Annotated in this window: 27 protein-coding genes; 16 read left to right on the top strand and 11 right to left on the bottom strand. The window is 60.0% G+C overall.

Translation table 11 applies throughout. The features are described from left to right. Nucleotides 1-38: 38 nt before the first annotated feature. Nucleotides 39-389, bottom strand: coding sequence for a flagellar biosynthesis regulator FlaF (gene flaF, locus ACP154_RS09645; RefSeq protein ID WP_107712781.1), 351 nt, complete (start codon nucleotides 387-389; stop codon nucleotides 39-41). Nucleotides 390-404: 15 nt separating this feature from the next. Further along, entirely contained in the window at nucleotides 405-806 is a 402-nt protein-coding gene (gene flbT / locus ACP154_RS09640) for a flagellar biosynthesis repressor FlbT (RefSeq protein WP_022699994.1), read from the bottom strand. Nucleotides 807-973: 167 nt separating this feature from the next. Between flbT and ACP154_RS09635 the strand changes: the two genes are divergently transcribed. Continuing rightward, nucleotides 974-2,773, top strand: coding sequence for a tetratricopeptide repeat protein (locus ACP154_RS09635; RefSeq protein ID WP_421859635.1), 1,800 nt, complete (start codon nucleotides 974-976; stop codon nucleotides 2,771-2,773). A 3-nt stretch (nucleotides 2,774-2,776) separates the two neighbouring features. Here ACP154_RS09635 and ACP154_RS09630 read toward each other — a convergent pair whose 3' ends face one another. Beyond that, a complete protein-coding gene (locus ACP154_RS09630) occupies nucleotides 2,777-3,424 on the bottom strand; it encodes a class I SAM-dependent methyltransferase (protein ID WP_421859637.1) in 648 nt (215 codons plus the stop codon). A 90-nt stretch (nucleotides 3,425-3,514) separates the two neighbouring features. Between ACP154_RS09630 and pseI the strand changes: the two genes are divergently transcribed. Genes pseI through hisF form a run of 5 tightly spaced genes read left to right on the top strand, consistent with a single transcriptional unit; the run spans nucleotide 3,515 to nucleotide 8,075 of the window. After that, nucleotides 3,515-4,576: a pseudaminic acid synthase gene (gene pseI / locus ACP154_RS09625; protein WP_421859638.1), complete on the top strand. Its 1,062-nt coding sequence runs from the start codon at nucleotides 3,515-3,517 to the stop codon at nucleotides 4,574-4,576. Then, a complete protein-coding gene (locus ACP154_RS09620; RefSeq protein ID WP_421859640.1) occupies nucleotides 4,573-5,655 on the top strand; it encodes a DegT/DnrJ/EryC1/StrS family aminotransferase in 1,083 nt (360 codons plus the stop codon). Before pseI ends, ACP154_RS09620 begins: the two co-directional genes overlap by 4 nt. Further along, nucleotides 5,652-6,650: a hypothetical protein gene (locus tag ACP154_RS09615; protein WP_421859641.1), complete on the top strand. Its 999-nt coding sequence runs from the start codon at nucleotides 5,652-5,654 to the stop codon at nucleotides 6,648-6,650. The genes ACP154_RS09620 and ACP154_RS09615 overlap by 4 nt, the downstream gene beginning before the upstream one ends. A gap of 13 nt (nucleotides 6,651-6,663) precedes the next feature. Then, nucleotides 6,664-7,296, top strand: a complete 633-nt coding sequence (gene hisH / locus ACP154_RS09610; RefSeq protein WP_421859643.1) for an imidazole glycerol phosphate synthase subunit HisH — start codon at nucleotides 6,664-6,666, stop codon at nucleotides 7,294-7,296. Next, the gene (gene hisF / locus ACP154_RS09605) at nucleotides 7,290-8,075 is read left to right on the top strand and encodes an imidazole glycerol phosphate synthase subunit HisF (protein ID WP_421859645.1); all 786 of its coding nucleotides are present in this window, start codon (nucleotides 7,290-7,292) and stop codon (nucleotides 8,073-8,075) included. The genes hisH and hisF overlap by 7 nt, the downstream gene beginning before the upstream one ends. Before the next feature lie 144 nt (nucleotides 8,076-8,219). Here the strand turns inward: hisF and ACP154_RS09600 are convergent, their stop codons facing one another. Continuing rightward, a complete protein-coding gene (locus ACP154_RS09600; RefSeq protein ID WP_421859647.1) occupies nucleotides 8,220-8,951 on the bottom strand; it encodes a WbqC family protein in 732 nt (243 codons plus the stop codon). A 120-nt stretch (nucleotides 8,952-9,071) separates the two neighbouring features. Between ACP154_RS09600 and ACP154_RS09595 the strand changes: the two genes are divergently transcribed. The 5 genes from ACP154_RS09595 to ACP154_RS09575 all read left to right on the top strand — a co-directional run bounded on the left by ACP154_RS09595 (nucleotide 9,072) and on the right by ACP154_RS09575 (nucleotide 14,373). Then, the gene (locus ACP154_RS09595; RefSeq protein WP_421859648.1) at nucleotides 9,072-10,304 is read left to right on the top strand and encodes an N-acetyl sugar amidotransferase; all 1,233 of its coding nucleotides are present in this window, start codon (nucleotides 9,072-9,074) and stop codon (nucleotides 10,302-10,304) included. Further along, nucleotides 10,301-11,524, top strand: a complete 1,224-nt coding sequence (locus ACP154_RS09590) for a DUF4915 domain-containing protein (protein ID WP_421859649.1) — start codon at nucleotides 10,301-10,303, stop codon at nucleotides 11,522-11,524. The genes ACP154_RS09595 and ACP154_RS09590 overlap by 4 nt, the downstream gene beginning before the upstream one ends. Nucleotides 11,525-11,526: 2 nt before the next feature. Next, the gene (pseF, locus tag ACP154_RS09585) at nucleotides 11,527-12,252 is read left to right on the top strand and encodes a pseudaminic acid cytidylyltransferase (protein ID WP_421859651.1); all 726 of its coding nucleotides are present in this window, start codon (nucleotides 11,527-11,529) and stop codon (nucleotides 12,250-12,252) included. A gap of 79 nt (nucleotides 12,253-12,331) precedes the next feature. Beyond that, entirely contained in the window at nucleotides 12,332-13,174 is an 843-nt protein-coding gene (locus ACP154_RS09580; RefSeq protein ID WP_107712769.1) for an AAA family ATPase, read from the top strand. A gap of 11 nt (nucleotides 13,175-13,185) precedes the next feature. Continuing rightward, nucleotides 13,186-14,373: a vWA domain-containing protein gene (locus tag ACP154_RS09575; protein WP_421859652.1), complete on the top strand. Its 1,188-nt coding sequence runs from the start codon at nucleotides 13,186-13,188 to the stop codon at nucleotides 14,371-14,373. Here the strand turns inward: ACP154_RS09575 and ACP154_RS09570 are convergent. Beyond that, nucleotides 14,370-14,948: a TetR/AcrR family transcriptional regulator gene (locus ACP154_RS09570; protein ID WP_421859653.1), complete on the bottom strand. Its 579-nt coding sequence runs from the start codon at nucleotides 14,946-14,948 to the stop codon at nucleotides 14,370-14,372. The genes ACP154_RS09575 and ACP154_RS09570 overlap by 4 nt on opposite strands. Before the next feature lie 118 nt (nucleotides 14,949-15,066). On the opposite strand from ACP154_RS09570, the gene ACP154_RS09565 reads away from it, so the two are divergent. Continuing rightward, the gene (locus ACP154_RS09565; RefSeq protein ID WP_421859655.1) at nucleotides 15,067-16,074 is read left to right on the top strand and encodes an alpha/beta fold hydrolase; all 1,008 of its coding nucleotides are present in this window, start codon (nucleotides 15,067-15,069) and stop codon (nucleotides 16,072-16,074) included. Nucleotides 16,075-16,135: 61 nt separating this feature from the next. On the opposite strand, the gene ACP154_RS09560 is transcribed toward ACP154_RS09565, so the two are convergent. Further along, nucleotides 16,136-16,759 carry a glutathione S-transferase family protein gene (locus ACP154_RS09560; protein ID WP_421859656.1) on the bottom strand — a complete coding sequence of 208 codons (624 nt, stop codon included), beginning with the start codon at nucleotides 16,757-16,759 and terminating at the stop codon, nucleotides 16,136-16,138. A 102-nt stretch (nucleotides 16,760-16,861) separates the two neighbouring features. Between ACP154_RS09560 and ACP154_RS09555 the strand changes: the two genes are divergently transcribed. Next, complete coding sequence (locus ACP154_RS09555) at nucleotides 16,862-17,206, top strand: chorismate mutase (protein ID WP_421859657.1); 345 nt, start codon at nucleotides 16,862-16,864, stop codon at nucleotides 17,204-17,206. Here the strand turns inward: ACP154_RS09555 and ACP154_RS09550 are convergent. Continuing rightward, nucleotides 17,203-17,517 carry an Hpt domain-containing protein gene (locus tag ACP154_RS09550; protein ID WP_107712766.1) on the bottom strand — a complete coding sequence of 105 codons (315 nt, stop codon included), beginning with the start codon at nucleotides 17,515-17,517 and terminating at the stop codon, nucleotides 17,203-17,205. The two genes, ACP154_RS09555 and ACP154_RS09550, sit on opposite strands and share 4 nt — an antisense overlap. Before the next feature lie 155 nt (nucleotides 17,518-17,672). Here ACP154_RS09550 and ACP154_RS09545 point away from each other — a divergent pair, with 155 nt between their 5' ends. Continuing rightward, a complete protein-coding gene (locus tag ACP154_RS09545; RefSeq protein ID WP_421859658.1) occupies nucleotides 17,673-17,933 on the top strand; it encodes a CBU_0592 family membrane protein in 261 nt (86 codons plus the stop codon). Between the two features lie 31 nt (nucleotides 17,934-17,964). Further along, a complete protein-coding gene (locus ACP154_RS09540; protein WP_421859660.1) occupies nucleotides 17,965-18,417 on the top strand; it encodes a MaoC family dehydratase in 453 nt (150 codons plus the stop codon). A gap of 100 nt (nucleotides 18,418-18,517) precedes the next feature. On the opposite strand, the gene ACP154_RS09535 is transcribed toward ACP154_RS09540, so the two are convergent. Next, on the bottom strand, nucleotides 18,518-19,012 hold the full coding sequence (locus ACP154_RS09535; RefSeq protein WP_107712763.1) for a MarR family winged helix-turn-helix transcriptional regulator: 495 nt from the start codon (nucleotides 19,010-19,012) through the stop codon (nucleotides 18,518-18,520). Between the two features lie 2 nt (nucleotides 19,013-19,014). Then, nucleotides 19,015-20,079, bottom strand: a complete 1,065-nt coding sequence (gene hppD, locus ACP154_RS09530; RefSeq protein ID WP_107712762.1) for a 4-hydroxyphenylpyruvate dioxygenase — start codon at nucleotides 20,077-20,079, stop codon at nucleotides 19,015-19,017. A gap of 152 nt (nucleotides 20,080-20,231) precedes the next feature. On the opposite strand from hppD, the gene maiA reads away from it, so the two are divergent. Then, entirely contained in the window at nucleotides 20,232-20,876 is a 645-nt protein-coding gene (gene maiA, locus ACP154_RS09525) for a maleylacetoacetate isomerase (protein ID WP_421859662.1), read from the top strand. Here the strand turns inward: maiA and ACP154_RS09520 are convergent. Together ACP154_RS09520 and ACP154_RS09515 are read right to left on the bottom strand one after the other, a co-directional pair. Beyond that, nucleotides 20,873-21,268 (bottom strand): gamma-glutamylcyclotransferase family protein, encoded by a 396-nt coding sequence (locus tag ACP154_RS09520; protein ID WP_421859664.1) that lies wholly within the window; start codon nucleotides 21,266-21,268, stop codon nucleotides 20,873-20,875. The genes maiA and ACP154_RS09520 overlap by 4 nt on opposite strands. Beyond that, the gene (locus ACP154_RS09515) at nucleotides 21,268-22,482 is read right to left on the bottom strand and encodes a DUF418 domain-containing protein (protein ID WP_421859665.1); all 1,215 of its coding nucleotides are present in this window, start codon (nucleotides 22,480-22,482) and stop codon (nucleotides 21,268-21,270) included. Before ACP154_RS09515 ends, ACP154_RS09520 begins: the two co-directional genes overlap by 1 nt. Nucleotides 22,483-22,488: the final 6 nt, after the last annotated feature.

Genomic DNA, 22,488 nt, shown 5'->3' with positions numbered 1-22,488 from the left:
TTGTCCGGGCGGGGCGGAATTGCCCAATACGCGCCGGATCAGGAGGGCGACAGCCCCTGCATGATGGTGCGATTGATGTCGATCAGGGTGTCCAGATCCGTCTCACCCCGCATCGCCGAGCTCGTCTCCTTGGAGACGAAGATCGACAAGGAAATGATGCCGGCGCGCAGCGATTCAGGCAGATTATTGTGGTCGCTGGCGCAATCCGCCGCAAAGGCGGACCAAACCCGGCGATTGCGATCGAGCGCCGCCGCTTTTTTGCGGATTTCGGTCTTGGGCGCGTCCTTGACCTCCATCAATCCGCGCGTGACCTCGCCGATCAGACGGTATTCCGTCTGACGCGGGTCCTCGGTGCGCGAAGATGCAGTCTTGTAGGCCTGATACGACATGAACGCTTAGCCTCTTTATGCCTCGTCTGATCCAGCCAAAAGCTTGGCTTCATACTGGATCAGTTTTCTGCAACGCAGCAGCGCCTTGTAGAATTCGCCAGCCATCACTTCGCGGCTGACGGAGACGCACTCTGAAAGAACGTCTGACGAGCCCACTGCGTTCATGAACTCGGTCATCCTCAGAACAAACTCGTCATATAGTCCGTCCTGAGAGGTTGATGAGAGGTACATCATCATGACCGGGAAATAGATCCGCTTCGCCGGCGTATCGACTTCATGCTCATGCATGATGTCTTTCTCGCGCAACACGCTCGCCTTGTTTTGCAGGACAAGCGTCGCCCGGCGATCGCCATTTTCGACCACGGCGCCGTTCAGAACGAACTTTTCACCCGGCTTCAAGGAAAGCTTTAGCGGCATGACATGTCTGACCCTTCATTGTCGGCGCGGCCTGTCGGCATCCGACCTCGCACACTCAAGCAGGCTAGAGTGAAGAAACCGTTTCTGTGACGCCGGCTCACAGTATTAGCAGAACCTTAATCGAAGCATCCATTGTTGGCTCGGTAAACTGCAAGGGATGATGCGCGATGAGCCAATTGCTCGATCTTGATGCGGAACTGGCGGCCGGTGAAGAAGAAGCCGTCCGCACTGTGCGGGTTCGCCGTGACAGCTCCGCCTCGTCTGACGTGCAGCGGGCGCTGTCTTCCAAAAAGTCAAAAGAGGACAACCTGCCGCCCAAGGCGATCGGCCTGCTCAAGCGGGCCATGCGGATTGTCGAGGATGACCGCGAATCCGCCGCCAAGGCCGCCAAGCTGTGCCTGGACGCTGTGGATTTGGCGCCGGAAAGCGCGCTGGCCAATCACGCTCTGGCGATCAGTCTTGAGAAACTGGGGCGGCTGGCGAAGGCGTTGCAGTTTTACGAGCGCGCCTGGCGCTTTAATCCGCAAAACTCTGAAGTCTATCTCAACCTCGCCATGCTGGCGTGGAAGCTCGATATGATGGAAGCGGCGGAAAAGTTTCTGCGCCTGTTTCTTCAAATGTCGCCAAACCATCCCTCGGGCGTGATCAGCCTGTCGGGCGTGCTGCGCGACCAGGGCAAGTTTGACGATTCCGTCGAAATCCTGCGCGCCGCCATTTACGCCAATCCCGAAGAGAAAGACTTCTGGAACTCGCTTGGCACCACCTTGCTGGAAAAAGGCGAGCCCGAGCAGGCTCTGACCTTTTATTCTGAAGCGCTACGTCTGCAGTCAGACTTCGCCCGCGCCCACCACAACACGGCCTTCGCCTATGAATTGCTGGGAGAACCTGAAAAGGCCGTGCACCATTTCCGCGAAGCGCTGAAGACCGCCGCTTCGCATAAAGACGTCATCATCATGACCCATGGCTTGTCGCAATCCCTGCTGGCGATGGGCGAGCTGGAAGAAGGCTGGACCCTTTACAAGTCCCGGCTGGATCCCGATTACACCAACGCCACAAATTTTCTGATCGATGCGCCGCGATGGGATGGCGATGATGTCCAGGCCTTGCGTGGCAAGTCGCTGCTTTGGATCGGTGAACAGGGGCTGGGCGACGAAATCCTGTTCCTGCAGCTTGGTCATGACCTGCTCGACGCTCTTGGGCCGGAGGGCCAGCTCTATATTGCTGTGGAGCAACGCCTGGTGGAGATGGTCCAGCGCACCTATCCGGACGCCATCGTGGGCTCACACCGCACCATCAAACGTGAGGGCCAGGATTTGCGCGCTCCCGTGGGCTTTGATGACGCGGTGACATTTGACTACTGGACCCCCTTCGCCCAACCCGCGAGCGCCTTTCGCACGCAGACGACGCAGTTCCCGACAACCCCCGTCCTGTCTCCGCCAGAGGCGGATATCGCTCACTGGCGCGAACAGCTGGCGAAACTCCCCGACGGCTTGAAAGTCGGCATTCTGTGGAAATCGCTAAAAATGGACGCCAAGCGCTCCAAGCACTTTTCCGCCTTTGAGCTGTGGAAACCCATCCTGAAAACGCCTGGCGTCACCTTTGTGAACCTTCAATATGGCGACGCGGCCGAAGATATCGCCTTCGCCAAGTCCAAATTCGGCGTCGATGTGCATAGTCTGGACGGCATCGATCTGAAGAACGATCTCGATCAGGTGACCGCTCTGGCCAAGGCCTGCGATCTGGTGATCGGCCCGACCAACGCCACCACCTCGCTGGGCGCGGCGGCGGGCGGAAACATCTGGTACATTCACCCGCATGGCCGCATCTGGACGCATATGGGGACCGGGCGATCGCCCTGGTTCACCACGACGCGCTCTTTCTTTGGCAAGGGCTATGCGGACTGGATCAACATCATGAAGCAGGTCGCCAAGGCGCTTGCCGAAGAAACAGCCAGCGCGGACGCCTGATCGCTAAGCCGGCTTAGTCAGATAGAGCTGGAACGCCGCTTCGTCATAGACCGGTCGGCCATTGTTGAGCTCTGCGCCCTCGACCCGCGCCCGTCGGCGATCATAGACTTGGTCGAGCTGGAAATCGGCGAACAGGGTTTTGAGTTCATCCAGAGCGTAAAACACGCGATGGCCGAACACTGGATCTTCCGATCCATCCCCGCGGGCAGCATAGCCATGATCGGTGCTGGCGACTTCGAAAAAGGCGCGGCCGCCCGGCTTCAGGGCCGCATACATCTCTTGCACATAGCGCGCGGCCAGGGGTTTGGGGATGTGTTGCAGCGTGGCGCGCTCGATAATCACGTCTAGCGAGGCTGGCTTCAGCCCCAGAGCATCGCCGCTGACAAACAGGTCCAGGTCGGGGTAGAGCCGTCGCCCCGCGATGAGCGCCTCGGCGGAGACATCGCAGCCTGAAAGCTGCGCCTTGTGAAACACGCTGCGCAAAAAGCCCAGATTCTGGCCATTGCCGCAGCCAAACTCGAACACCCGCGCATCGGGATTTCTCGACAGCGCTATCAGGGCGAACACCACTGCATCCGTATAGGGAACGCGGGTCTGGGAGCTGGCGTAGAACGCATCCCACTGTTTGGCGTTATGCGCGCTTGAGGTCATCGAATGCGGTTCTCCCCCGGGTTTCATTCTTAGTGAACCAAGACTCATCATAACAGTAAACACGTCCATACAATCGGCAGGAGCGTTGTCATGACCGCCCCCTCTTCCGTGTTTGATCAGATCGAAGATCTCAGTCGCCCGCCCGTGATCGTCGCCGAGCTGTCGGCCAATCACAGCGGGGATTTGTCGCGCGCGCTAGAGATCATCTACGCCTGCGCGGAGGCGGGCGCCGATGCGCTGAAGCTGCAGACCTATACCGCCGACACCATTACGCTGGACCATGACGGGCCGGGCTTTGTGCTCGAAGGCGGTCTCTGGGACGGGCGCAAGCTGCATGAGCTTTATGAAGAGGCGCACACGCCCTGGGATTGGCACGCGGCCCTGTTTGAAGCCGGACGCAAGCACGGCATGGAGGTCTTCTCCTCGCCGTTTGATTTCACGGCGGTCGATTTTCTCGAACAGTTCGAGCCGCCTGCCTACAAAATCGCCTCGTTTGAACTGGTGGATTTGCCACTGATCGCTCATGCCGCCCGAACCGGGCGTCCGCTGGTGATGTCGACGGGCATGGCGAGTTGGGATGAGATTATCGAAGCGGTGCTGACCGCCCGTCAGTTCGGATGCGAGCGGCTCTGCATCCTTCATTGCACCTCGGGCTATCCCACGCCCATTGAGCAGGCGGATTTGAAAACCATCCCCGAGCTGATCCAGCGTCTGCAAATCCCGATCGGGCTCAGCGACCATACACCGGGTATTGCGGCGCCCGTGGCTGCGACAGCCCTTGGCGCGCGCCTGATTGAAAAGCACGTTACGTTGCGCCGGTCTGACGGCGGCCCGGACGCGGAATTTTCACTTGAGCCTGATGAGTTGGCGAGCCTTGTGAGAGAGACCCGCAACGCCCATGCGGCGCTGGGCCATGTTCGTACCGGCCTGGCGCAATCTGAAGTGCGCTCGCGCACCGTGCGCCGCTCGCTCTATGTGACCGCTGACATCAAGGCCGGAGAGGTTCTGACTGAAGCCAATGTGCGCTCGGTGCGCCCCGGCGGCGGTCTGCATCCGCGCGACTGGTCTAAAGTTCTGGGACGCACCGCCGCACGCGATCTCGAATTCGGCGAGCCTCTGGACTGGACGATGATTGTGGATGGCCGGGGATGACGACGGCCCCGGCGCTTCAGATCGCAAACGCTTTTGGCGGCGACCACGCCGTTCTGTTCGGCCGGGCGCGCTCGGCCTTGCTGGCTCTGTTTGAAACGCTGGGCCTTCATGGCCGCTCGGTCATCCTGATCCCATCAAACGCCTGCCCCAGCCTGTTCGCCAGCGCCTGGGCCAGCGGATCCGAGGTGCGGTTGGCGCCGGTCAGCGCCGAAACCGGCGTCAATGAGGACGCTGATCTGGCAACTCAAATCAAGCGCCTGGCTCGCACCGGAAGAACGGGCGCAGTGATTCTGACCCATCTGTACGGCTTTCGCCTTGATTTCACTCAGGCGCGCAAAGCCGCAAGCGATCACGGCTGGATCAGCATCGAGAACGACGCCAACGCCTCCAGCTTCACGCCCCAAGCGCCCTTGGAAGATCTGGCTCGCATTGTCAGCTTCGGAGCGGGCAAAGTGCTCGACGCCGGTGCGGGCGGCGCGGTGATCATCCGAGATGCGACTCTGGCGGCTGAACTGGCGCAGCGGGCGACGTCTTATCCAATCCTGGATGACGCCGCCGCCGAAGCCGAAGACCAGCTGATGCTGAAGCGGCGCGCCTTGCGCAATCAGGGCCGCTCTGCCGAGATAGAGCAAACCTTGGTGACTGAGCTGTCTCAGCTGCGCTTCGGGTTTGATCCCAGCGCAGCGGAACCGCTCACCCGAGCGCTCGCCCATTTGCCGGCCCGCCTGACCGAACGCCAAGACCGGCGGGCGTTCTGGCTTGCCGCGCTTCGCGGTTTCGGCCCCGCCCTCACCCCGGTCGCGCTTGATCAGACCGCGCCCTGGCGGCTGATCTTGAAAACCGCGCCGGCTCTGCGCGATCCGCTGATTGAAGCGCTTCGCGCAAACAGCTTTGACGCCGGCACCAATTACCCCGCCCTGACACAATCATTTTCCGAACTGACCGCCCAGGACGCGCACCCCGATGCGGATCTCTGGGCGCAGTCGGTCATCAATCTCTGGCTCGATGAGCGCTATGATAGCGCTAGAATCACCGCGGCCTGCGCCGCGATGGAGCCGGTTCTGGAGGCGCTGACATGACATCCTTGATCATCCGCGTGGACGCCGTCCATGAGACAGGCTTGGCCCACGCCGCGCGCTGCAGCCGCCTGATCGACCTACTGCCCCAACGCCCGCGCGTGCATGTGTTGGGTCAGGGCGAGGCGCTGTCTGAGTTTTTCCCCTACGACAAGGTCGTGCCGCTCAAAGGACCGGTGGACGTTTTCCTGAAAGCTCTGGTGATCGAGACCGAAGCCGACGCGGTTCTGGTCGACCAGCCAACGCATGACCCGGAGCTGTGGGCCGCGCTCGACGCCTTGCCTCAGCTCAAAAGGCTGATGGTGGATGATTTTGGCTCTGAAGCCCCGGCTGACCTTGTGATCAACGGCACCGTTATTGAGGCCTATCACACCTACCCCAATTTACGAGAAGGCGGGCAAGCGCTGTGTGGCGGCGAATACGCCCTGATTGCGCCGGTCTTCGCCAAATCCCGTCACAATGACGCGCGCAAAGGCCCGGTCATCGCCATTTGCGGCGGCGGCGAACGGGCCGCGGACTGGGCCATGAAACTGGCTGAGCATGGTCCGGCCCTGGCGAGGCCTCACCCTTTCATCATGATTGTGGGGTCAAGCTTTCCCGACTTTGAAAACCTCAAGCGGATGACGGTTCTGAACGGTGGAATCGCCAAGCAAGGCCTTCCTGTTCACCAGATCGCCAGTCATCTGGCGCGGGCGCCCGCCGCCATCATGACCGGGGGCATGGTCGTGTATGAAGCGCTGGCAGCGGGCGTACCCTCCATCGTCTTCCCGCAGCTTGAAAACCTCATCCCGGAAATCGACTGGCTCGCGGAACGCGGCGCGCTGATCAATCTGGGCTTCGAAAATGGTGATGGCATTCCGGCCCTGTCAGAACATCTCAAAGACTTGCTGGACGATCCTTCCAAAGCTGCCGCACTGAGTCAAAAAGGCCCAGAACTGATTGACGGGCTGGGCATGACGCGGGCGGCCGAGGCCATTACCCAGTTGCTCTCATCCTGACCGGCGACCTCACATGACAATCGCGATCATTGATTACGGCATGGGCAACCTCACCTCGGTGAGAAACGCGCTCAACCATCTGGGCGCTGATGTGGTGGTGAGCCATGATCCCGGCGTGCTGCGCGCGGCGAAGGGCGTGGTGCTGCCTGGCGTCGGGGCCTTTGGCGAAGGCATGGCGCATTTGCAGGAGCTGGGACTGGCTGCGCTTCTAAAGAACGAGATTGCAGGCGAGCACCGCCCCCTTCTGGGCATTTGCCTCGGCATGCAGCTGCTGCTCGATGAAAGCTCCGAGCATGGCCAGCATCAAGGTTTGGGCATCATTCCCGGCCAGGTGCGCCGCCTCGCCCCGCCGCCCCATGACCCGCCCTATCGCGTCCCGCATGTGGGCTGGAACCATGTGGAAGCGTCCAAAACCGCAGGGCTCTTCAAAGGGCTGCCTGAAAACGAAGCCTTCTACTTTGTTCATTCGTTTGTCTGCGAGCCTGAACGCGCTGACGACGCAGCGGGTTGGTCAGAGCATGGCGAACGCTTTGTCTGCGCGCTGGAGCATGGTTCGGTCTGGGCGGCGCAATTCCACCCGGAGAAAAGCCACAAGGCCGGCCTCGCCCTGCTCACCAACTGGCTGGAGTTCGCCTCGTCATGCTGATGCCGCGCCTGATTCCGGTCCTGTTGCTGATGAACGGCCAGCTGGTCCGGTCTGAAACCTTCACCCAACATCAGATCATTGGGGATCCGCTGCACGAAGTATCGCGCTTTAACGAGTGGAAGGTGGACGAGCTGATTTATCTCGACATCAGCCGCGAAGGCGGGCTGGCGCAGGGGCGACGCGATTCCGGTAATCGCGCCTATGCCGATTCCATGGAGGTGCTCGAAGCGGTGGCGAGCCAGTGCTTCATGCCGCTGACCTGGGGCGGGCGCATCACCTCGCTCGATCAAGTGCGCGAGATCTTTTCACGCGGCGCCGACAAGGTGGCGATCAACACCACCGCTTTCGAAACGCCGGAGCTGATCAGTCAGGTCGCCAAACGCTTTGGCGCGCAAGCCATGGTGGTCAGCGTGGATGTGCGCCAGACCGATGACGGCTATGAAGTGATGACCCGGGGCGGGCGGACCGCCACGGGCCGTGATCCGGTGAGCTGGGCGAAAGAGGCCGAAGACCGCGGTGCGGGCGAAATCCTCTTGCAGAGCCTTGATCGCGATGGTCGCGGCACAGGCTATGACACAGCGCTGGTCGAACAGGTCTCACAGGCCGTCACCATCCCCGTTATCGCCTGTTCGGGCGTCGGGGTGTACGAGCATTATTCAAAAGGCCTTAAAGCCGGCGCCGACGCTGTGGCCGCCGCCAATATCTGGCACTTCAAGGAACTGGCTGACCGGGGCGGCAAGCGCGCTTTGCAACGGGCGGGCTTTGACGTTCGGATGTAGGGCTTATCGGGTCAAGTTATTCTATTCGAACACTCATGAATTCCCGGGCGAGCGTAGCGACGACCCGGGATCTCTCTCTGCTGTAAGCGCAAAATCCTGACGAAGGCCCCGGCTCCGCGCTCCGCTTGGCCGGGGTTTCAGCTGTTATCGTATTCCCAAAGCCGCCTGAGCCACTTCCAGATCGCGTGTCATCTCTCCGCAACTACGCACCAGCTGGGCCGTCTCCGGTCCGAGATTGAACAAGGCGTCGACGATGGAGAGATTGGGCAGGAACGCCTTGCCCTGCGGGTATACAGGCGGCGTGAACGCCTGCCAGTAATGGGTCACCCCCTTGGCGGAAAAGCCCGCCTCGTCCACATAGCTCGCAGCGCCCACATTGGAGAGATAGGCGTCTGCGCCAGCGGCGTGGCACAGCGAGACCAGCCTGTCCTGACTTTCGCCTTCATGATCCAGCACGGCGCTGTCGAGGATCTGGGCCTCAAGCTCCAGAACCGCGCAGACATGCCGGATCAGCGCGCAATTAAGGTCTGAGAGGTTTTCGTACTCGGCTTCGATCAGCGCCTCTATGGCGGGAAAATACGCCTCAAAATGCGGGCGTTTCCCATAGACCTGTTTGAGCGTCGTCAGATGCTTCTTGCGCCAGGGCTCAGGCGCGATCTCGGTCTGACGGATCGTGCGGTGCAGATCGCCCGATTTTTTGACCGGGACGGAGAGAAAGATCGCATCCTTGCCATTCCTGACACGGTTGCGCTGCTGCCAGCTATGACGCTGTAACTGCACGTCCGGCAACAGCACGAACAAATCGCTGAGGGCGATCTTGTGAAACAGGATCAAGCCCGGCAGGTAGACCGGCTGGTGTGCGCTCAGGATCCGCAACGCTGCGCCCTTCCCCTTTGTGATGCATCGCTTGGGCTAAACTTAACGATTGAGGCGTTTTGTTACCCTTAAGGACGGTGATGATTCGCCGCCGCGATCGACCCAGCAAAGGGAAGCGCCATGAGTGTCCAGTTCTGCAAGACCTGTTTTTATCCCAGCTCGTCAGCCGCTCCGCTGACCTTTGACGAGAACGGGATCTGTTCAGGCTGCCGGGTCGCGGGTCAGAAAGTCGATATCGACTGGGATGAGCGTTGGACCATGCTTGAAGAGCTGGTCGATGATTATCGCAACCCCAAAGGCTATGACTGCGTCATCCCCGTCGGCGGCGGCAAGGACAGCTATTACCAGACTCACCTGGCGGTGAAAAAACTGGGCTTGCGGCCCCTGCTGGTCACCTATCACGGCAACAACTTCCTGCCCGAGGGCGAGTACAATCTCCAGCTGATGCGCGAAGCGTTCGGCGCAGATCACATTATCTATCGCCCCGGGCTCGACACGCTGATCAAGATGAACCTTCTGGGGTTCAAGCTGCATGGCGACATGAACTGGCACAACCATGCCGGCATCAAGACCTATCCGATCAAACAGGCCGTGCTGCATGACATTCCGCTGATGCTGTGGGGCGACCATGGCTGGGTCGATCTGGGCGGCATGTTCTCCTATTCCGACTTTCCTGAATTCACCGCCAAGACCCGTAAGGAGCATGATCTGCACGGGCTCGATTGGGACGACTTCACCGATGAGGGGCTGGAGCGCCATGGCCGACCAGACCTGAAAATGGGCCTGACGGAAAAAGAGCTCGATTTTGCGGTCTATCCTTCGGACGAGGAGATCGATCGGGTGGGCGTGCGCGGCGTGTATCTGGGCTTTTACGAAAAATGGAACGGCAACACCTGCGCGACTGTCGCCGAGGCTGAATACGGCTGGAAGAAAGCCGAATACCCGTTCGAGCGCACTTACCGGAAAATCTCCAATCTCGACGACATGCACGAGAACGGAATTCACGACTATCTCAAATTCATCAAGTTCGGCTATGGCCGCGCCACCGATCACGCCAGCCAGGACGTGCGCCTGGGGGTGATGGACTACAAGACCGGGCTCGAAATGGTCAGAAAGCATGACCACGTCAAACCGCGCCGCGATCTCGAACGTTGGCTCAACTATGTGGATATGAGCGAAGCCGAATTTGATCAGATTTGCGACACCTTCCGTGATCCGCGCGTGTGGCGCATCGAGAACGATCAATGGGTCAAGGATGATGTCTGGGGCGGCGCGTCGAGCTATGGCCCGGTGCATCTTGAGAAAAACGATCCGCGCCGCGAGCAGTATCAGGTCAAGGGCGTCGAAGTATGAGCCGCACCACCACAGCCGAATTCACGACCTTCGCCGATGTGAATGTGCGCGGCCGGGGCCGGCCCATCGTGCTGGCGGGCGCCGGCAATATCGCCGACAAGACCCTGCGCCGGATCTCGGGCGTGACCGCAATTGTGGACAATAATCCCAACCTTCATGGCGAGCGTCAGGCGGGTCTGCTGATCGCCGCGCCCGAAAGCCTGAAAAACGCTGCGCCGCGCCCTTTCATTGTGATCTGCACCACCTCGTTCGTGGAAGTGGGCGAGCAGCTGGTCAGCTTCGGCCTCATCCCCGGCCAGGATTTTGTCGTCACCCCGGTGCTCAATGATCTGCGCATCATCGCGGAAATGGAAAGCCTTGAAGAGACCGTGCTGTTCACCTGCGGTCTGCCGCCGCTTGAGGATCCCGAAGCCGGCGGCGGGCTGTATGAGCTGAAAATCTCAGCCGCGCAGCACAGCTTCCGCAAAGTCTTCAAGGGCAATTTCCACGGCCTGCGCCCTCATGGCGAACACTTCATCGCCATTGATGACGAGCGCGGCCTGATCCTTTTTGACCGCGACTACCAGATCCTTGAGAGTTTCGCCCTGCCCCAGGGCGCGCGCTGTCATGGCGTAAGCTGGTCCGAGGCGCGACGGCAGTATTTCATCGCCTGCTCGTATCTCGACGCCATCCTCGTTTATTCCGAACAGGGCGAAGAGATCGACCGCATCCCGATCAGCTCCAAACAGGCGCGCACGGGCTCGGCGCAACATCATTGCAATGACATTCTGGTGCTGGGCGACAGCGTTTATGTGTCCATGTTTTCGGCTACCGGCAATTGGAAGCGCGATGTGTTTGATGGCGTGGTGCTGGAATACGACCTGGCGGAGAAACGCTGGGTCGGCCCGGTCATCACGGACCTGTGGATGCCGCACTCCATCGACTTTGTGGACGGCTCTTTGGTCGTGCTCGATTCCCTGCGCGGGCGTCTTTTGAAGAATAACGCGCAGAGCGTGGGGCAATTTCCGGGTTTCGCCCGCGGCCTCGCCCATGACGGCGCGCGCTTCTTTATCGGGCAGAGCCGGAACCGGAACTATTCCGCCGCCTTGGGGGTGAGCCAGAACATCGCCATCGACACCGTGATCACCGTGTTTGACGAGCACACCAAGGTGTCCAAGAGCTTTCATTTGCCCTCCACGGTGTCTGAAATTCACGGCATCGCGCTCAACACCCGGCGCTGACCATGAAGATCGCGGTCATCCCCGCACGCGGCGGCTCCAAACGCATTCCGCGCAAAAATGTGCGCCCGTTTCATGGCCGCCCCATGATCGCCTGGCCCATCGCGGCGGCGCTGGAAACAGGCCTGTTTGATCATGTGATCGTCAGCACCGATGATCCCGAAATCGCCGAGGTCGCCATCGCGGAGGGCGCAAGCGCACCCTTTTTGCGCCCGTCCGAGCTGGCGGATGATTTTACCGGCGTCATCCCCGTGATCGCGCACGCCATGCAAGAGATGGAGCAGATCACCGGCGAGAGCGCGGAGCTCGTCTGCGCGATCTACGCCACCGCACCCTTTCTCAGCGCCGACGACATCACGCGCGGTCATGACGCCCTGATCAACGCGCCCCAGCAAGAATATGCGATCTCGGTAACGCCCTTCGCCTTTCCTGTGCAGCGCGCCCTGAGAGCCGTACACAGTGAGACCGGTCCTGGCCTCGCGCCGATGTATCCTGAATTCATCCCCTCCAGATCACAGGATCTGGAAGAGGCGTTTCATGACGCGGCGCAGTTTTTCTGGTGCCGCCCCAACGCCTTGCGAGACCACGCCCCTGTCTTTTCCCCGCGCTCCATTCCGATCCTGATCCCGCCTGAACGCGTTCAGGATATTGATACCCCATATGACTGGGACCGCGCAGAGCTTATGTTCGCTGCACTGCGCAAGGATGACGGGCGTAAACTGCAGCGTTAAAGTGCGCACAAACAAGGCTGCAACCGGGCGTGGGGAGCGCCCGGGCGGCACAGAAAACAAAACAGGGAAAACACCCGACATGCGTTTTGAAGGCACCAAGGATTACGTGGCCACCGAAGAGCTGGCCGCAGCGGTGAACGCCGCCATCATTCTCGAACGTCCGCTTCTTGTGAAAGGCGAACCCGGCACCGGCAAGACCGAGCTGGCGCGCCAGGTCGCGTCCTCTCTGGGCGCGCCGTTGATCGAATGGCATATCAAGTCCACCACCAAGGCGCATCAGGGCCTTTATGAATACGACGCCGTAGCGCGTCTGCGCGATTCCCAGCTGGGCAATGACAAGGTCAACGACGTCAAGAACTATATCCGCAAGGGCAAGCTGTGGGAGGCGTTCGACGCCGGTGTGCGCCCGGTTCTCTTGATCGACGAAATCGACAAGGCCGATATCGAATTTCCCAACGACCTCCTGCAAGAGCTCGACCGGATGGAGTTCTATGTCTACGAGACGGGCGAAACGATCAAAGCCGAACAGCGCCCGATCGTGATCATCTCCTCCAACAATGAAAAAGAACTGCCCGACGCCTTCCTGCGCCGCTGCTTCTTCCACTTCATCGCCTTCCCCGACGAGGAAACGATGGAGCAGATCGTCAATGTCCACTTCCCCGGCATCAAGTCCGAGCTGCTGGCCGAAGCGCTGGAGATGTTCTTTGAAGTGCGCAGCGCGCCGGGCCTGAAGAAGAAGCCCTCCACGTCTGAACTGCTGGACTGGCTGAAGCTCTTGCTGGCCGAGGACATCGATCCCGCCATCCTGCGCGAGCGCGACACCCGCAAGCTGATCCCGCCGCTTCATGGCGCGCTTCTGAAAAACGAGCAGGATGTTCAGCTGTTTGAACGTCTCGCCTTCATGACCCGGAGAGAAGGCTAGGAGGCGAGCGCATGGCCCTCTTCCATCGCTTCTTCACCGATCTGCGTGCGGCGAAAATTCCGGTTTCGACCCGGGAATACCTCACCCTGCTTGAAGCCCTGAAAAAGGGCGCGATCGAGCAGGAGGTGGACAGCTTTTATGCTGTCAGCCGCGCGGCACTGGTCAAAGACGAGCGCAATTTTGATAAGTTCGACAAGGTCTTCGCCCATCATTTCGAGGGCATCGAGGCTTTAGGCGATCTGTTCAAATCCGACGAGATCCCCGAAGACTGGCTGAAGGCCCAGATGCAGCGCCATCTCACCAAGGAGGAAATGGAGGCGCTGCAGGAGATGGATTTCGACCAGCTCATGAAGACGCTTCAGGACCGGCTCAAAGAGCAGGAGAAACGCCATGAGGGCGGCAATAAATGGATCGGCACCGGCGGCACGAGCCCCTATGGCAATTCTGGCTGGAGCCCGAACGGTGTGCGCATCGGCGGCAAGTCGAAAAACAAGAAAGCCAGCAAGGTCTGGGAAAACCGCCGCTTCAAGGATCTTGATTCCGAACGTGAGCTGGGCACTCGCAATCTGAAAATCGCGCTGCGTCGTCTGCGCCAGTTCGCGCGAGACGGGGCGGAAGAAGAGCTTGATCTGGACGGCACCATCCGCGCCACCGCCAACAAGGGCTATCTCGACGTACAGATGCGACCCGAGCGCCGCAATGCCGTGAAGGTCCTGGTGTTCTTTGATGTGGGCGGGTCCATGGACCCCTATATCGACCTCACTGAACGCCTGTTCTCGGCGGCGCGGGGCGTGTTCAAGAATCTTGAGTATTTCTACTTTCACAACTGCATCTATGAGGGTGTGTGGAAGTCCAATCTGCGTCGCCGCACCGAAACCCAGTCCATGTGGGATGTGCTCCATAAATACCCCAGCGACTACAAGGTGGTGATCGTGGGCGACGCCGCCATGTCTCCGTCCGAGATCACCCATCCTGGCGGCTCGGTCGAGCACTGGAACGAGGAAGCGGGCGGTGTCTGGCTACGGCGCCTGAAAGAAACCTACCCGCATCTGGTGTGGCTGAACCCGACGCCCGAAGGCTGGTGGCCGCACACCTATTCGGTGCAGCTGGTGCGCGAGATCATCGGCGAAGACCGCATGTTCTCTCTCACGCTGGCGGGCGTCGACAAGGCGATGAAGGAATTGACCAAGCGGCGTTAAACGCCCACTCGTCCTCTGAGAAGACGCTCTGGCAAAGTGCGTATGACTCGACCAAACACGTCCGGCTCATGAGTCGCTTGAGCGTAGACCAGAGCGCCCTGAATTAGCATCAGCCCATCTTCCGCCCTATGACGCGCCTCATCAGACGCCAGGCCGGTTTCTTCCAATACGCCCGAAATGGCATCCCGCAAGGCATGGAAGGCGCCGGCCACCGGGTCTGAAAACTGGTTCAGCGCGTCGGTAGATCCGGTCAGCCGATTCAGAAGACACGCGCTCGCGCCATCATCATAAAAGGCGCGCAAGGTTTGAGACATGGCGCTCAGCCGCGCCCCGGCCGATCCTTCAGCGCTTAGGTCTGCGCTCACATCTTCAGCCAGCCGCCCTACATCCCAATCAAGAATCTCGGACGCCATCTGCTCCTTTCCGCCGGGAAAGCGGTGATACAGGCTCGCCTTTTTCAGTCCGGTCGCCTCTGACAATCGCGCCAAAGACGCGCCTTCATAGCCATCCGCGCGAAAAGCGTCAGAAATTTTTTCGAAAAGTCTATCTTTATCAATCAGTGCTTTACGGCCCATTTCGGCCTCCTTGGAACGCTCAAGACACTATATAACCGAACAATCGGCAAAATAAAGCTTGACCCATGCTCACGCTTCGATATTTTACCAATCGTTCGGTCAATTATGGAGAAACAACATGACCTCCCCACGTACTGCCCTCAAAGCCGGCGTTGCAGCTCTGGCCCTTTTCGCAGCCGCCGTTCCGGTTCTCACCTCAAACACCGCGAGTGCGGTCAACACCACCACCTCTGTTGTCGCTTCGACCCTGCTGCCGGAAATGGCTCAGGTCTCTTACCGGTCTATGGAAATCGACGGCGTAAACATGGCCTATCGTGAAGCCGGAGACCCGAGCCGTCCTACGGTGCTTCTCCTGCACGGCTTTCCAACATCGTCGCATATGTTCCGCAATCTGATCCCGGTTCTGGCGACCCGTTATCACGTATTGGCTCCGGACTATCCCGGCTTCGGCGCGTCTGACATGCCCGACCGCGCACAGTTCGAGTACACGTTTGAGCAATACGCCGGAATGGTCACTGAACTCATGGACCGTAAAGGCGTAGAGAGCGCCAGCTTGTATCTGATGGATTATGGCGCGCCTGTGGGCTTCCGCGTGTTTGCAGACAATCCCGAGCGCGTTGACGGCTTCATCATCCAGAACGGCAACGCCTATGAAGAAGGGCTGGAAGAGTTCTGGGATCCAATCAAGGCGTTGTGGAATGAGCCGTCAGTCGAGCATCGCGACGCCTTGCGCCCAATTCTCGAAGTGGGCGCCACCGAATGGCAATACACCCATGGCGTCGGCGACCTTGAAACCGTGTCCTGGGACAGCTGGCACCATGATCAGCACCTTCTGGATCGTCCGGGCGCCAAGGAAATCCAGCTGGACTTGTTTTATGACTACCGCACCAATGTGGATGAATACCCGCTCTGGCAGTCGCTCTTCCGCGAACATCAGCCGCCGGCGATCATCTTGTGGGGCAAGAACGATCACATCTTTCCCGAAGCTGGTGCTCACCCGTATCTGAACGACCTCGAGACTGTAGAGTTTCACCTGCTCGACACCGGCCATTTTGCATTGGATGAATATGGCCCGCTGATGGCCCGTGAGATCGTGGAGTTCCTAGATCGGGAGGTGGATGATTAGGCCTTGCCTCTAAACGACAAGACAGGAAGGCGCCGCACCTGTAACCCGGTGCGGCGCAGGTCTATTCCGGGTCGCCGTGCACGGCGGCCTGACCGTGCTCAATCCCCAGCGCGCTTTCCACCCGGCGCACCCAGCCATTGACGGCCGGGAATTCCGACAGATCGAACCCGCCTTCATCGGCGACGCGCGTATAGGCGACGAGCGCGATATCGGCGGCGGTCATGTCTTCGCCCACCATGAAACTCTGCGACAGAAGGTTCATCTCCATCACCCCTAGGGCACGGCGTCCCTTGGCGTAGAGATCGGGATCGAGATCGGATTCAGCTGCGCCCTTGAAGCGCAGCGCGCTGCGGCGCACAGCGATATAGGGCTCGTGGGAATATTGCTCCCAGAACAGCCATTGCATCATCACGGCGCGCTGGAAGGGGTCTGCGGGGATCAAGTCCGTGCCTTCGAGAAGATACAGCAAGGTTGCATTGGACTGAGCGAGCGTGCGACCGTCCGCCATGCGCAGAACTGGAACCTGACCGGCCGGGTTGAGCGCCAGGAAGGAGTCGCTGCGCGTCTCACCGCCGAAAATGTCCACTTCCACCCAGTCATGGGGCGCGTCAGCGCATTTCGCCGCCCACAACGTCTTCAGACAATTGCCGCTTTCGATATTGCCGTAGAGGGTGACGGGCTGCATGGCGCTCTCCTGAAAACTTTTTGCGAGTTTGAGCTGCACCTCGCCGCGATGCAATGCGAGACAGGGGTTTGGGGCCGTGACACTTCAGCCTATAACGCCGTCATGTCGTCTGAAACGCCTGACCATTTTGATCTCGAAGATCTCAACGCCCGCACGGCGCCTGAGGCCTGTAAGACCATGGCCGAGGTCCGCGACGGCGTGGACCGGATGGACCGCGCCCTGGTGGCGCTGATCACCGAGCGTACGCGCTATATGCAGGCCGCAGCGCGCATCAAACCCAGCCGGGATGTGGTGCGCGACGACGCGCGGATCGAGGATGTGGTGAGCAAGGTGCTCAAAAGCGCCCAAGCCTCCGGCCTGCCGGCCGATATCGCCGAGCCGGTCTGGCGCGAACTGGTCGAGCAATCGATCGCTTACGAATTCAGGGTCTGGGACAAGACTCGCTAGCCGCGCACCGCCGCCATGGCGTCTCGCGCCCGCGCGGACGCCGTCTCCACCGCCTGCAACGCCTCAGCGTCCGGATAGCAGGCTTCCGCCTTTTCGCACGCTTCGCCCAGCTCCATCGCGCCGACGCCGCGCGCCGCGCCCTTGAGGGTGTGAACCGCTGTGCGCCAGTCGTCGTCCGATCGGGCGGCCTTCATCAGACCGACGCAGGAATCGATCTGATCGGACAGCAAGCCGAACAACTCGGTCTCCAGCGCTGCATCGCCAGCGGTATATTGCTCCAGATGATCTCGATCCAAAACGGGCGCGCTCATGGGCGTTCAAACCTCCGTATCTCGAAGTTCCCAGCCTTAGAGCCCCCATCTTAACAGACCTTCACGCAGCCGGGCGACTTGTCCGCATGCTTAAGGAGAAGTAGGGCTGGGCCTCTTGCCAATCAGACCGACCAATCCAAGGACACAACGCCGCCATGATGCTGTCAGATGTGATCGGGCTCACAGGCGTCGCCTGCGTGCTGTCCGCCTTCTTCCTTCTTCAGATCGAGAAAGTGCGCAGCGACGGGCTCGGCTATCTGCTGCTCAATCTGTGCGGCGCTCTGCTGCTGCTCGTCTCCTTGATGGTGACGTTCAATCTGGCGAGTTTCGTCATTGAAATATGCTGGCTTTCCATCTCTCTGTTCGGTCTGGCGAAATGGGCGATCCGTCGCCATAAAGCACGATCAGACGCTTGACCGTTAAGGCCTAAAGCGTTCAACTCAAGCCATGAGCTTGCTAGATACATACAAGGCCCGTGAGGGCCAATCGCATTCGTCGGACTGGTTTGAGGTCACTCAAGATCAGGTCAACACCTTCGCGGACGTGACGCTTGATCATCAGTTCATCCATGTGGACCCTGAACGCGCCAAAAACGAAAGCCCGTTCGGCGGCCCGATCGCCCACGGCTTTCTGACGCTGTCCATGCTCAGCCATTTCGCCGAGAAAGCCCTGCCGGCCTTCGAGGCAGGCGTGATCGGCATCAATTACGGCTTTGAGAAAGTGCGCTTTCTGACGCCGGTGCGTGTGGGATCCAGGATCCGCGGCACTTTCACTCTGGCCAATGTCATTGAACGCAAGCCCGGCCAGCTTCAGCTGACCCAAAACGCGACGGTGGAGATTGAAGGCTCGGACAGCCCCGCGCTGATCGCCCAATGGCTCAGCCTGGTGGTGGAAGGCTAGAAGCCTTTTTAGTGAAAGTGGGGACCGGTTACGCGGTTCGAAAAGGCGCCCAAGAATGCCTTAAAGCCGATTTGGTCGATGAAAGTCGACCGAAGAGGCCCTAGCGCTCGAACGCTTGCCCGACCTCATCAAGTTGCGCTTCCAGCTTGTCCAACAAGGTCATGAGCTGGTCGCGCTCTTCGTCTGAAAACGCGGCGAGCAGCTTTTGCTCATAATCGAGCGCCAGGGGCGCCACATCCGCGTAAATCGCCCGCCCCTCCGGCGTCAGCGACACGTCGCTGGCGCGCCGGTCCTGCGCGTTGCGGATCCGGGTCACAAGACCGCGTTCGTCCAGGGCGCGGATCGCCCGGCTGACACTGACCTTATCCATGGCAGTGGCTTCGCACACCGCTTGCGCGGTCAGAGCTGCGCCCTCGCCCAGCACCGCAATCACCCGCCATTCCCAGATCGTCAGCCCGAACCGGGCCTGATACGCCTTGGCGATCAGGCTGGACGCCTTGTTGGACGTGACCGACAGGCGATAGGGCACATAAGACGGCAGGCGAAGGCTTGCGCCCTCGCCTGCGTCCAAGGATTTACGGGCGTCGTCGGCCAAGATTACTCGGCCGCCGGCTCGGTCTTGATCACGCCGCGACGGATCTGATCCAGCTCGATGGATTCAAACAGGGCTTTGAAATTGCCCTCGCCGAAGCCTTCATTGCCCTTGCGCTGGATGATCTCAAAGAAGATCGGTCCGATATTGGTGGTGGTGAAGATCTGCAGCAGCAGTCCATCGCCGGTTTCAGGATTGCCGTCCACCAGGATGTTGTTCTTCTTCAGGCGCTCGAGATCTTCGCCATGGTTCGGCACGCGCTCGTCCACAAGCTCGTAATAGGTTTCAGGCGTGGATTGGAAGATCACGCCGTTTTCGCGCAATTGCTCGACCGTTTTGTAAATGTCCGGCGTGGTCAGGGCGATGTGCTGGATGCCTTCGCCATTATACTCACGCAGATATTCAGAGATCTGCGACTGGTCGTCCGAGCTCTCGTTCAGCGGGATTTTCAGCTTGCCGCACGGGCCGGTCATGGCGCGCGACAACAGGCCGGTATGCTGGCCCTTGATGTCGAAATAGCGGATTTCGCGGAAGTTGAAGACGTTCTCGTAAAAGCTCGCCCACTTGTTCATATTGCCGTTGATGACGTTGTGGGTCAGGTGGTCGAGCACCTCAAGGCCGACGCCCTTCTCCTCAGCGCCCGGGATCGGCTCGAACAGATCGTCATATATCGTCTTGTCGCCATAGGTATCGACCAGATAAAGCGCCGAGCCGCCAATGCCCTTGATGGCCGGAATCTCATCGGTCCACACGCCCTCGCCGAACGGTTCCGCGCCGCGCGCAATGGCGTCAGCATACGCCGCCTTGGCGTCCTTGACGCGGAAGGCCATGGCGTTGGCGCTCGGGCCATGCTCTTTGCGGAACTCCGCCGCCTGACCGGTCTCTTCTTTGTTCACCAGAAAGCTGATGTCACCTTGCTTGTAGCGGGTGATGTTCTTGGTCTTGTGCTTGGCGACCGCAGTGAAGCCGAGGCTCTCAAACAGCGCCTCGATTTTCTCCGGTTCCGGGCTCGTATACTCGACGAACTCAAAGCCGTCGGTGCCCAACGGGTTCTCAAACAGATCGGCCATGGGGGCGCTCCCTTAAATCAATCATGATGCGCCGGCGGGCTTGATCAGCCGCTCTCCGGCGCGCATCGTCGTGTGGCGGAAGATAGTATCATTTGCAACTAAATTCACCCCCAAACTCAGCAGCCCCGTCACAAACCCCGGAGACACCATCCATGAAACTCGTCCTGCACGGCTATTTTCGCTCCGGCACCAGCTATCGCACGCGCCTGGCGCTGAACTGGAAAGGCGTTGAGTATCAGTATGTCGGCGTCAATCTGGTGGACGGCGAACAGCATTCGGACGCCTACAAGGCCAAGAATCCGCAAGGTCTGGTCCCGGCGCTGGATGTGGATGGGCAGATGCTGACCCAGTCCGTCGCGATCCTGGAATGGATCGAAGAGACCTTCCCCGAGCGACCTCTGTTGCCGTCCGATCCCATGAAGCGCGCCCGTGTGCGCGCCTTCGCAGCGGCGATAGGATGTGACATCCATCCGTTGCAAAATCTGCGCATCCTGAAGAAAGCCCGCGCACTCTCAAATGATGACCCCGAGGCCGGCCCCGCCTGGGCGCGGCACTGGATCAGCCTTGGCTTTGAAGCTCTGGAAAAGCTGGTCGAGCAAGCGGATGGCCAGAACAGCTTCCTTTTCGGAGACGGGCCGAGCCTGGCGGAGATTTACTTGCTGCCGCAAATGTTCAACGCACGCAGGTTTGGCGTCGATCTGACGCCTTATCCACGGCTTGTGGCGGCGGATGAAGCGGCGCGCGCGCTGCCGGAGTTTGAACGCGCTGCGCCTGAAAACCAGCCGGACGCCGTCTAGGCCATGTCGCGTTTGAACCAGTCTCCGCTGGGGATCAGGCGGGCGCTCTCGAGACCCAGCACCCAGATGTAGACCCAGGCGTCCCGGTCGGGCTCGATGAGTCTGACCTTTTTGCGTTCATAGCGCGAGCGCGCCGGGTCTTCGGGCCAGTAATCCTCAAACGCATCCAGTTTGGGCATGACCGACGCGTCGCACACCTCAAAGAGCTCGCCCATCACCTCGCCCGGCCCATCGACCAGTCCTGGATAAGCGCCCAGATCATAAAGCTGGCCGCGCAAGGTGCAGGCCCCTAGGGGTGCGAACGCGTTCTCCAGACCGAACTGAGCGAAGCCGCTCTCCCCGGCGCGAAGCAGGCCATAGACGGCGAACGCGTCGCCCGTTTGAACCGGCATCAGGCTTTGGTCTTCAAGATGGGCTGAAGCTTGCCATAGCTGAGGCTGCGCCAAAGCCACTCAAACGGACCGAAGCGGAAGACCAGCAACCAGAGCGGCGAGATGATCAGCTGAACGAGCCAGACCGTGAGGACGATGTAGACGATCTCATGACGCTCGATCGCGCCATAAAGAGGCGCGCCGAACACGCCCGTTGACAGTGAGACCATCACGAATGTCTGGGTGAGATAATTGGTGAACGCCATGCGCCCCGCCGCAGCGAAGGGCAGACGCACGAGTTCGAGCACCTTCAGCTTGCTGATCAGCATGACCAGACTGGCATAACCGAAAGCGACGATCAGACTGGCGAACGCATTGATCGTCCCCACGATCCAGAGCGTGTCATGGGCAAAGTCCGATTGCACAACGCGCGTGCTCGCCCACCACAGAGCCGGGAGCCCCACACCGAGGCAAAGCGCCGCCAGGCCGCCATAGACGCCAACACCCCAACGGGCGAGCAGAAAGCCGGATTTGTAAAGCGCCATGCCGATCAGCATCACGCCCAGAACGCGCGGTCCGAAGAAAATGATCCCGGAAAGCTGCGCCACGACATTGCCGATCGCATTGTAAATCCGGCTGGGCCAGAAGCCCGACTGATAGGCGTTGACCCACATGTCGAGACTTTCCTGATCGGGAACCACCCCAAAGGCGCTTGGCTCCATCATGCCTGGTGTCACTGACATGGAAATCTCGTTCACGACCAGAATGAGATTGGTCAGAAGGATGAGCGCCAGTCCCCAGAGCACGAGTTTGAGCACAGACATGCGCCTGAACAGCACCGCCAGCATGCCGATCAGCGCATAAGCGGTCAGGATATCGCCGAACCAGAAGACAAAGCCGTGAACCAGCCCGAAAACCAGCAGCCAGATCATGCGCCGATAATGCAGCTTCAGGCTGGCGTTCTCGGCTTCGCCCGCAATGAGCATGATCCCTGCGCCGAACAAGGCGGAAAACAGGGTGATGAATTTTTGCTCGAAGAACACCGTCATAAGGCGCCATGCATCTGCGTTGGCGCCCGTCGCATCCATGTGTGCGGGCGGATACTCCATCGCGCCCCAATAGATGAAGAATGTCGGCGCGTTCACCATCAAAATGCCCAGCACGGCCACGCCGCGCAAAACATCAAGACTGGCAAATCGGTCTTTCGCGGCCACTGGCGCGGTGTGCAGGCTCATGACGTT

The organism is Oceanicaulis sp. (assembly GCF_965249665.1).
Lineage (GTDB): Bacteria > Pseudomonadota > Alphaproteobacteria > Caulobacterales > Maricaulaceae > Oceanicaulis.
The sequence above is the reverse complement of the archived record's forward strand: the minus strand, read 5'-3'. Positions and strand labels throughout refer to the sequence as shown.

Excerpts from the sequence above, each read along its gene's own strand:
- flaF (WP_107712781.1), bottom strand. The coding sequence starts at position 389 with ATGTCGTATCAGGCCTACAAGACTGCATCTTCGCGCACCGAGGACCCG.
- flbT (WP_022699994.1), bottom strand. The coding sequence starts at position 806 with ATGCCGCTAAAGCTTTCCTTGAAGCCGGGTGAAAAGTTCGTTCTGAAC.
- ACP154_RS09635 (WP_421859635.1), top strand. The coding sequence starts at position 974 with ATGAGCCAATTGCTCGATCTTGATGCGGAACTGGCGGCCGGTGAAGAA.
- ACP154_RS09630 (WP_421859637.1), bottom strand. The coding sequence starts at position 3,424 with ATGACCTCAAGCGCGCATAACGCCAAACAGTGGGATGCGTTCTACGCC.
- pseI (WP_421859638.1), top strand. The coding sequence starts at position 3,515 with ATGACCGCCCCCTCTTCCGTGTTTGATCAGATCGAAGATCTCAGTCGC.
- ACP154_RS09620 (WP_421859640.1), top strand. The coding sequence starts at position 4,573 with ATGACGACGGCCCCGGCGCTTCAGATCGCAAACGCTTTTGGCGGCGAC.
- ACP154_RS09615 (WP_421859641.1), top strand. The coding sequence starts at position 5,652 with ATGACATCCTTGATCATCCGCGTGGACGCCGTCCATGAGACAGGCTTG.
- hisH (WP_421859643.1), top strand. The coding sequence starts at position 6,664 with ATGACAATCGCGATCATTGATTACGGCATGGGCAACCTCACCTCGGTG.
- hisF (WP_421859645.1), top strand. The coding sequence starts at position 7,290 with ATGCTGATGCCGCGCCTGATTCCGGTCCTGTTGCTGATGAACGGCCAG.
- ACP154_RS09595 (WP_421859648.1), top strand. The coding sequence starts at position 9,072 with ATGAGTGTCCAGTTCTGCAAGACCTGTTTTTATCCCAGCTCGTCAGCC.
- ACP154_RS09590 (WP_421859649.1), top strand. The coding sequence starts at position 10,301 with ATGAGCCGCACCACCACAGCCGAATTCACGACCTTCGCCGATGTGAAT.
- pseF (WP_421859651.1), top strand. The coding sequence starts at position 11,527 with ATGAAGATCGCGGTCATCCCCGCACGCGGCGGCTCCAAACGCATTCCG.
- ACP154_RS09580 (WP_107712769.1), top strand. The coding sequence starts at position 12,332 with ATGCGTTTTGAAGGCACCAAGGATTACGTGGCCACCGAAGAGCTGGCC.
- ACP154_RS09575 (WP_421859652.1), top strand. The coding sequence starts at position 13,186 with ATGGCCCTCTTCCATCGCTTCTTCACCGATCTGCGTGCGGCGAAAATT.
- ACP154_RS09570 (WP_421859653.1), bottom strand. The coding sequence starts at position 14,948 with ATGGGCCGTAAAGCACTGATTGATAAAGATAGACTTTTCGAAAAAATT.
- ACP154_RS09565 (WP_421859655.1), top strand. The coding sequence starts at position 15,067 with ATGACCTCCCCACGTACTGCCCTCAAAGCCGGCGTTGCAGCTCTGGCC.
- ACP154_RS09560 (WP_421859656.1), bottom strand. The coding sequence starts at position 16,759 with ATGCAGCCCGTCACCCTCTACGGCAATATCGAAAGCGGCAATTGTCTG.
- ACP154_RS09555 (WP_421859657.1), top strand. The coding sequence starts at position 16,862 with ATGTCGTCTGAAACGCCTGACCATTTTGATCTCGAAGATCTCAACGCC.
- ACP154_RS09550 (WP_107712766.1), bottom strand. The coding sequence starts at position 17,517 with ATGAGCGCGCCCGTTTTGGATCGAGATCATCTGGAGCAATATACCGCT.
- ACP154_RS09545 (WP_421859658.1), top strand. The coding sequence starts at position 17,673 with ATGATGCTGTCAGATGTGATCGGGCTCACAGGCGTCGCCTGCGTGCTG.
- ACP154_RS09540 (WP_421859660.1), top strand. The coding sequence starts at position 17,965 with ATGAGCTTGCTAGATACATACAAGGCCCGTGAGGGCCAATCGCATTCG.
- hppD (WP_107712762.1), bottom strand. The coding sequence starts at position 20,079 with ATGGCCGATCTGTTTGAGAACCCGTTGGGCACCGACGGCTTTGAGTTC.
- maiA (WP_421859662.1), top strand. The coding sequence starts at position 20,232 with ATGAAACTCGTCCTGCACGGCTATTTTCGCTCCGGCACCAGCTATCGC.
- ACP154_RS09520 (WP_421859664.1), bottom strand. The coding sequence starts at position 21,268 with ATGCCGGTTCAAACGGGCGACGCGTTCGCCGTCTATGGCCTGCTTCGC.
- ACP154_RS09515 (WP_421859665.1), bottom strand. The coding sequence starts at position 22,482 with ATGAGCCTGCACACCGCGCCAGTGGCCGCGAAAGACCGATTTGCCAGT.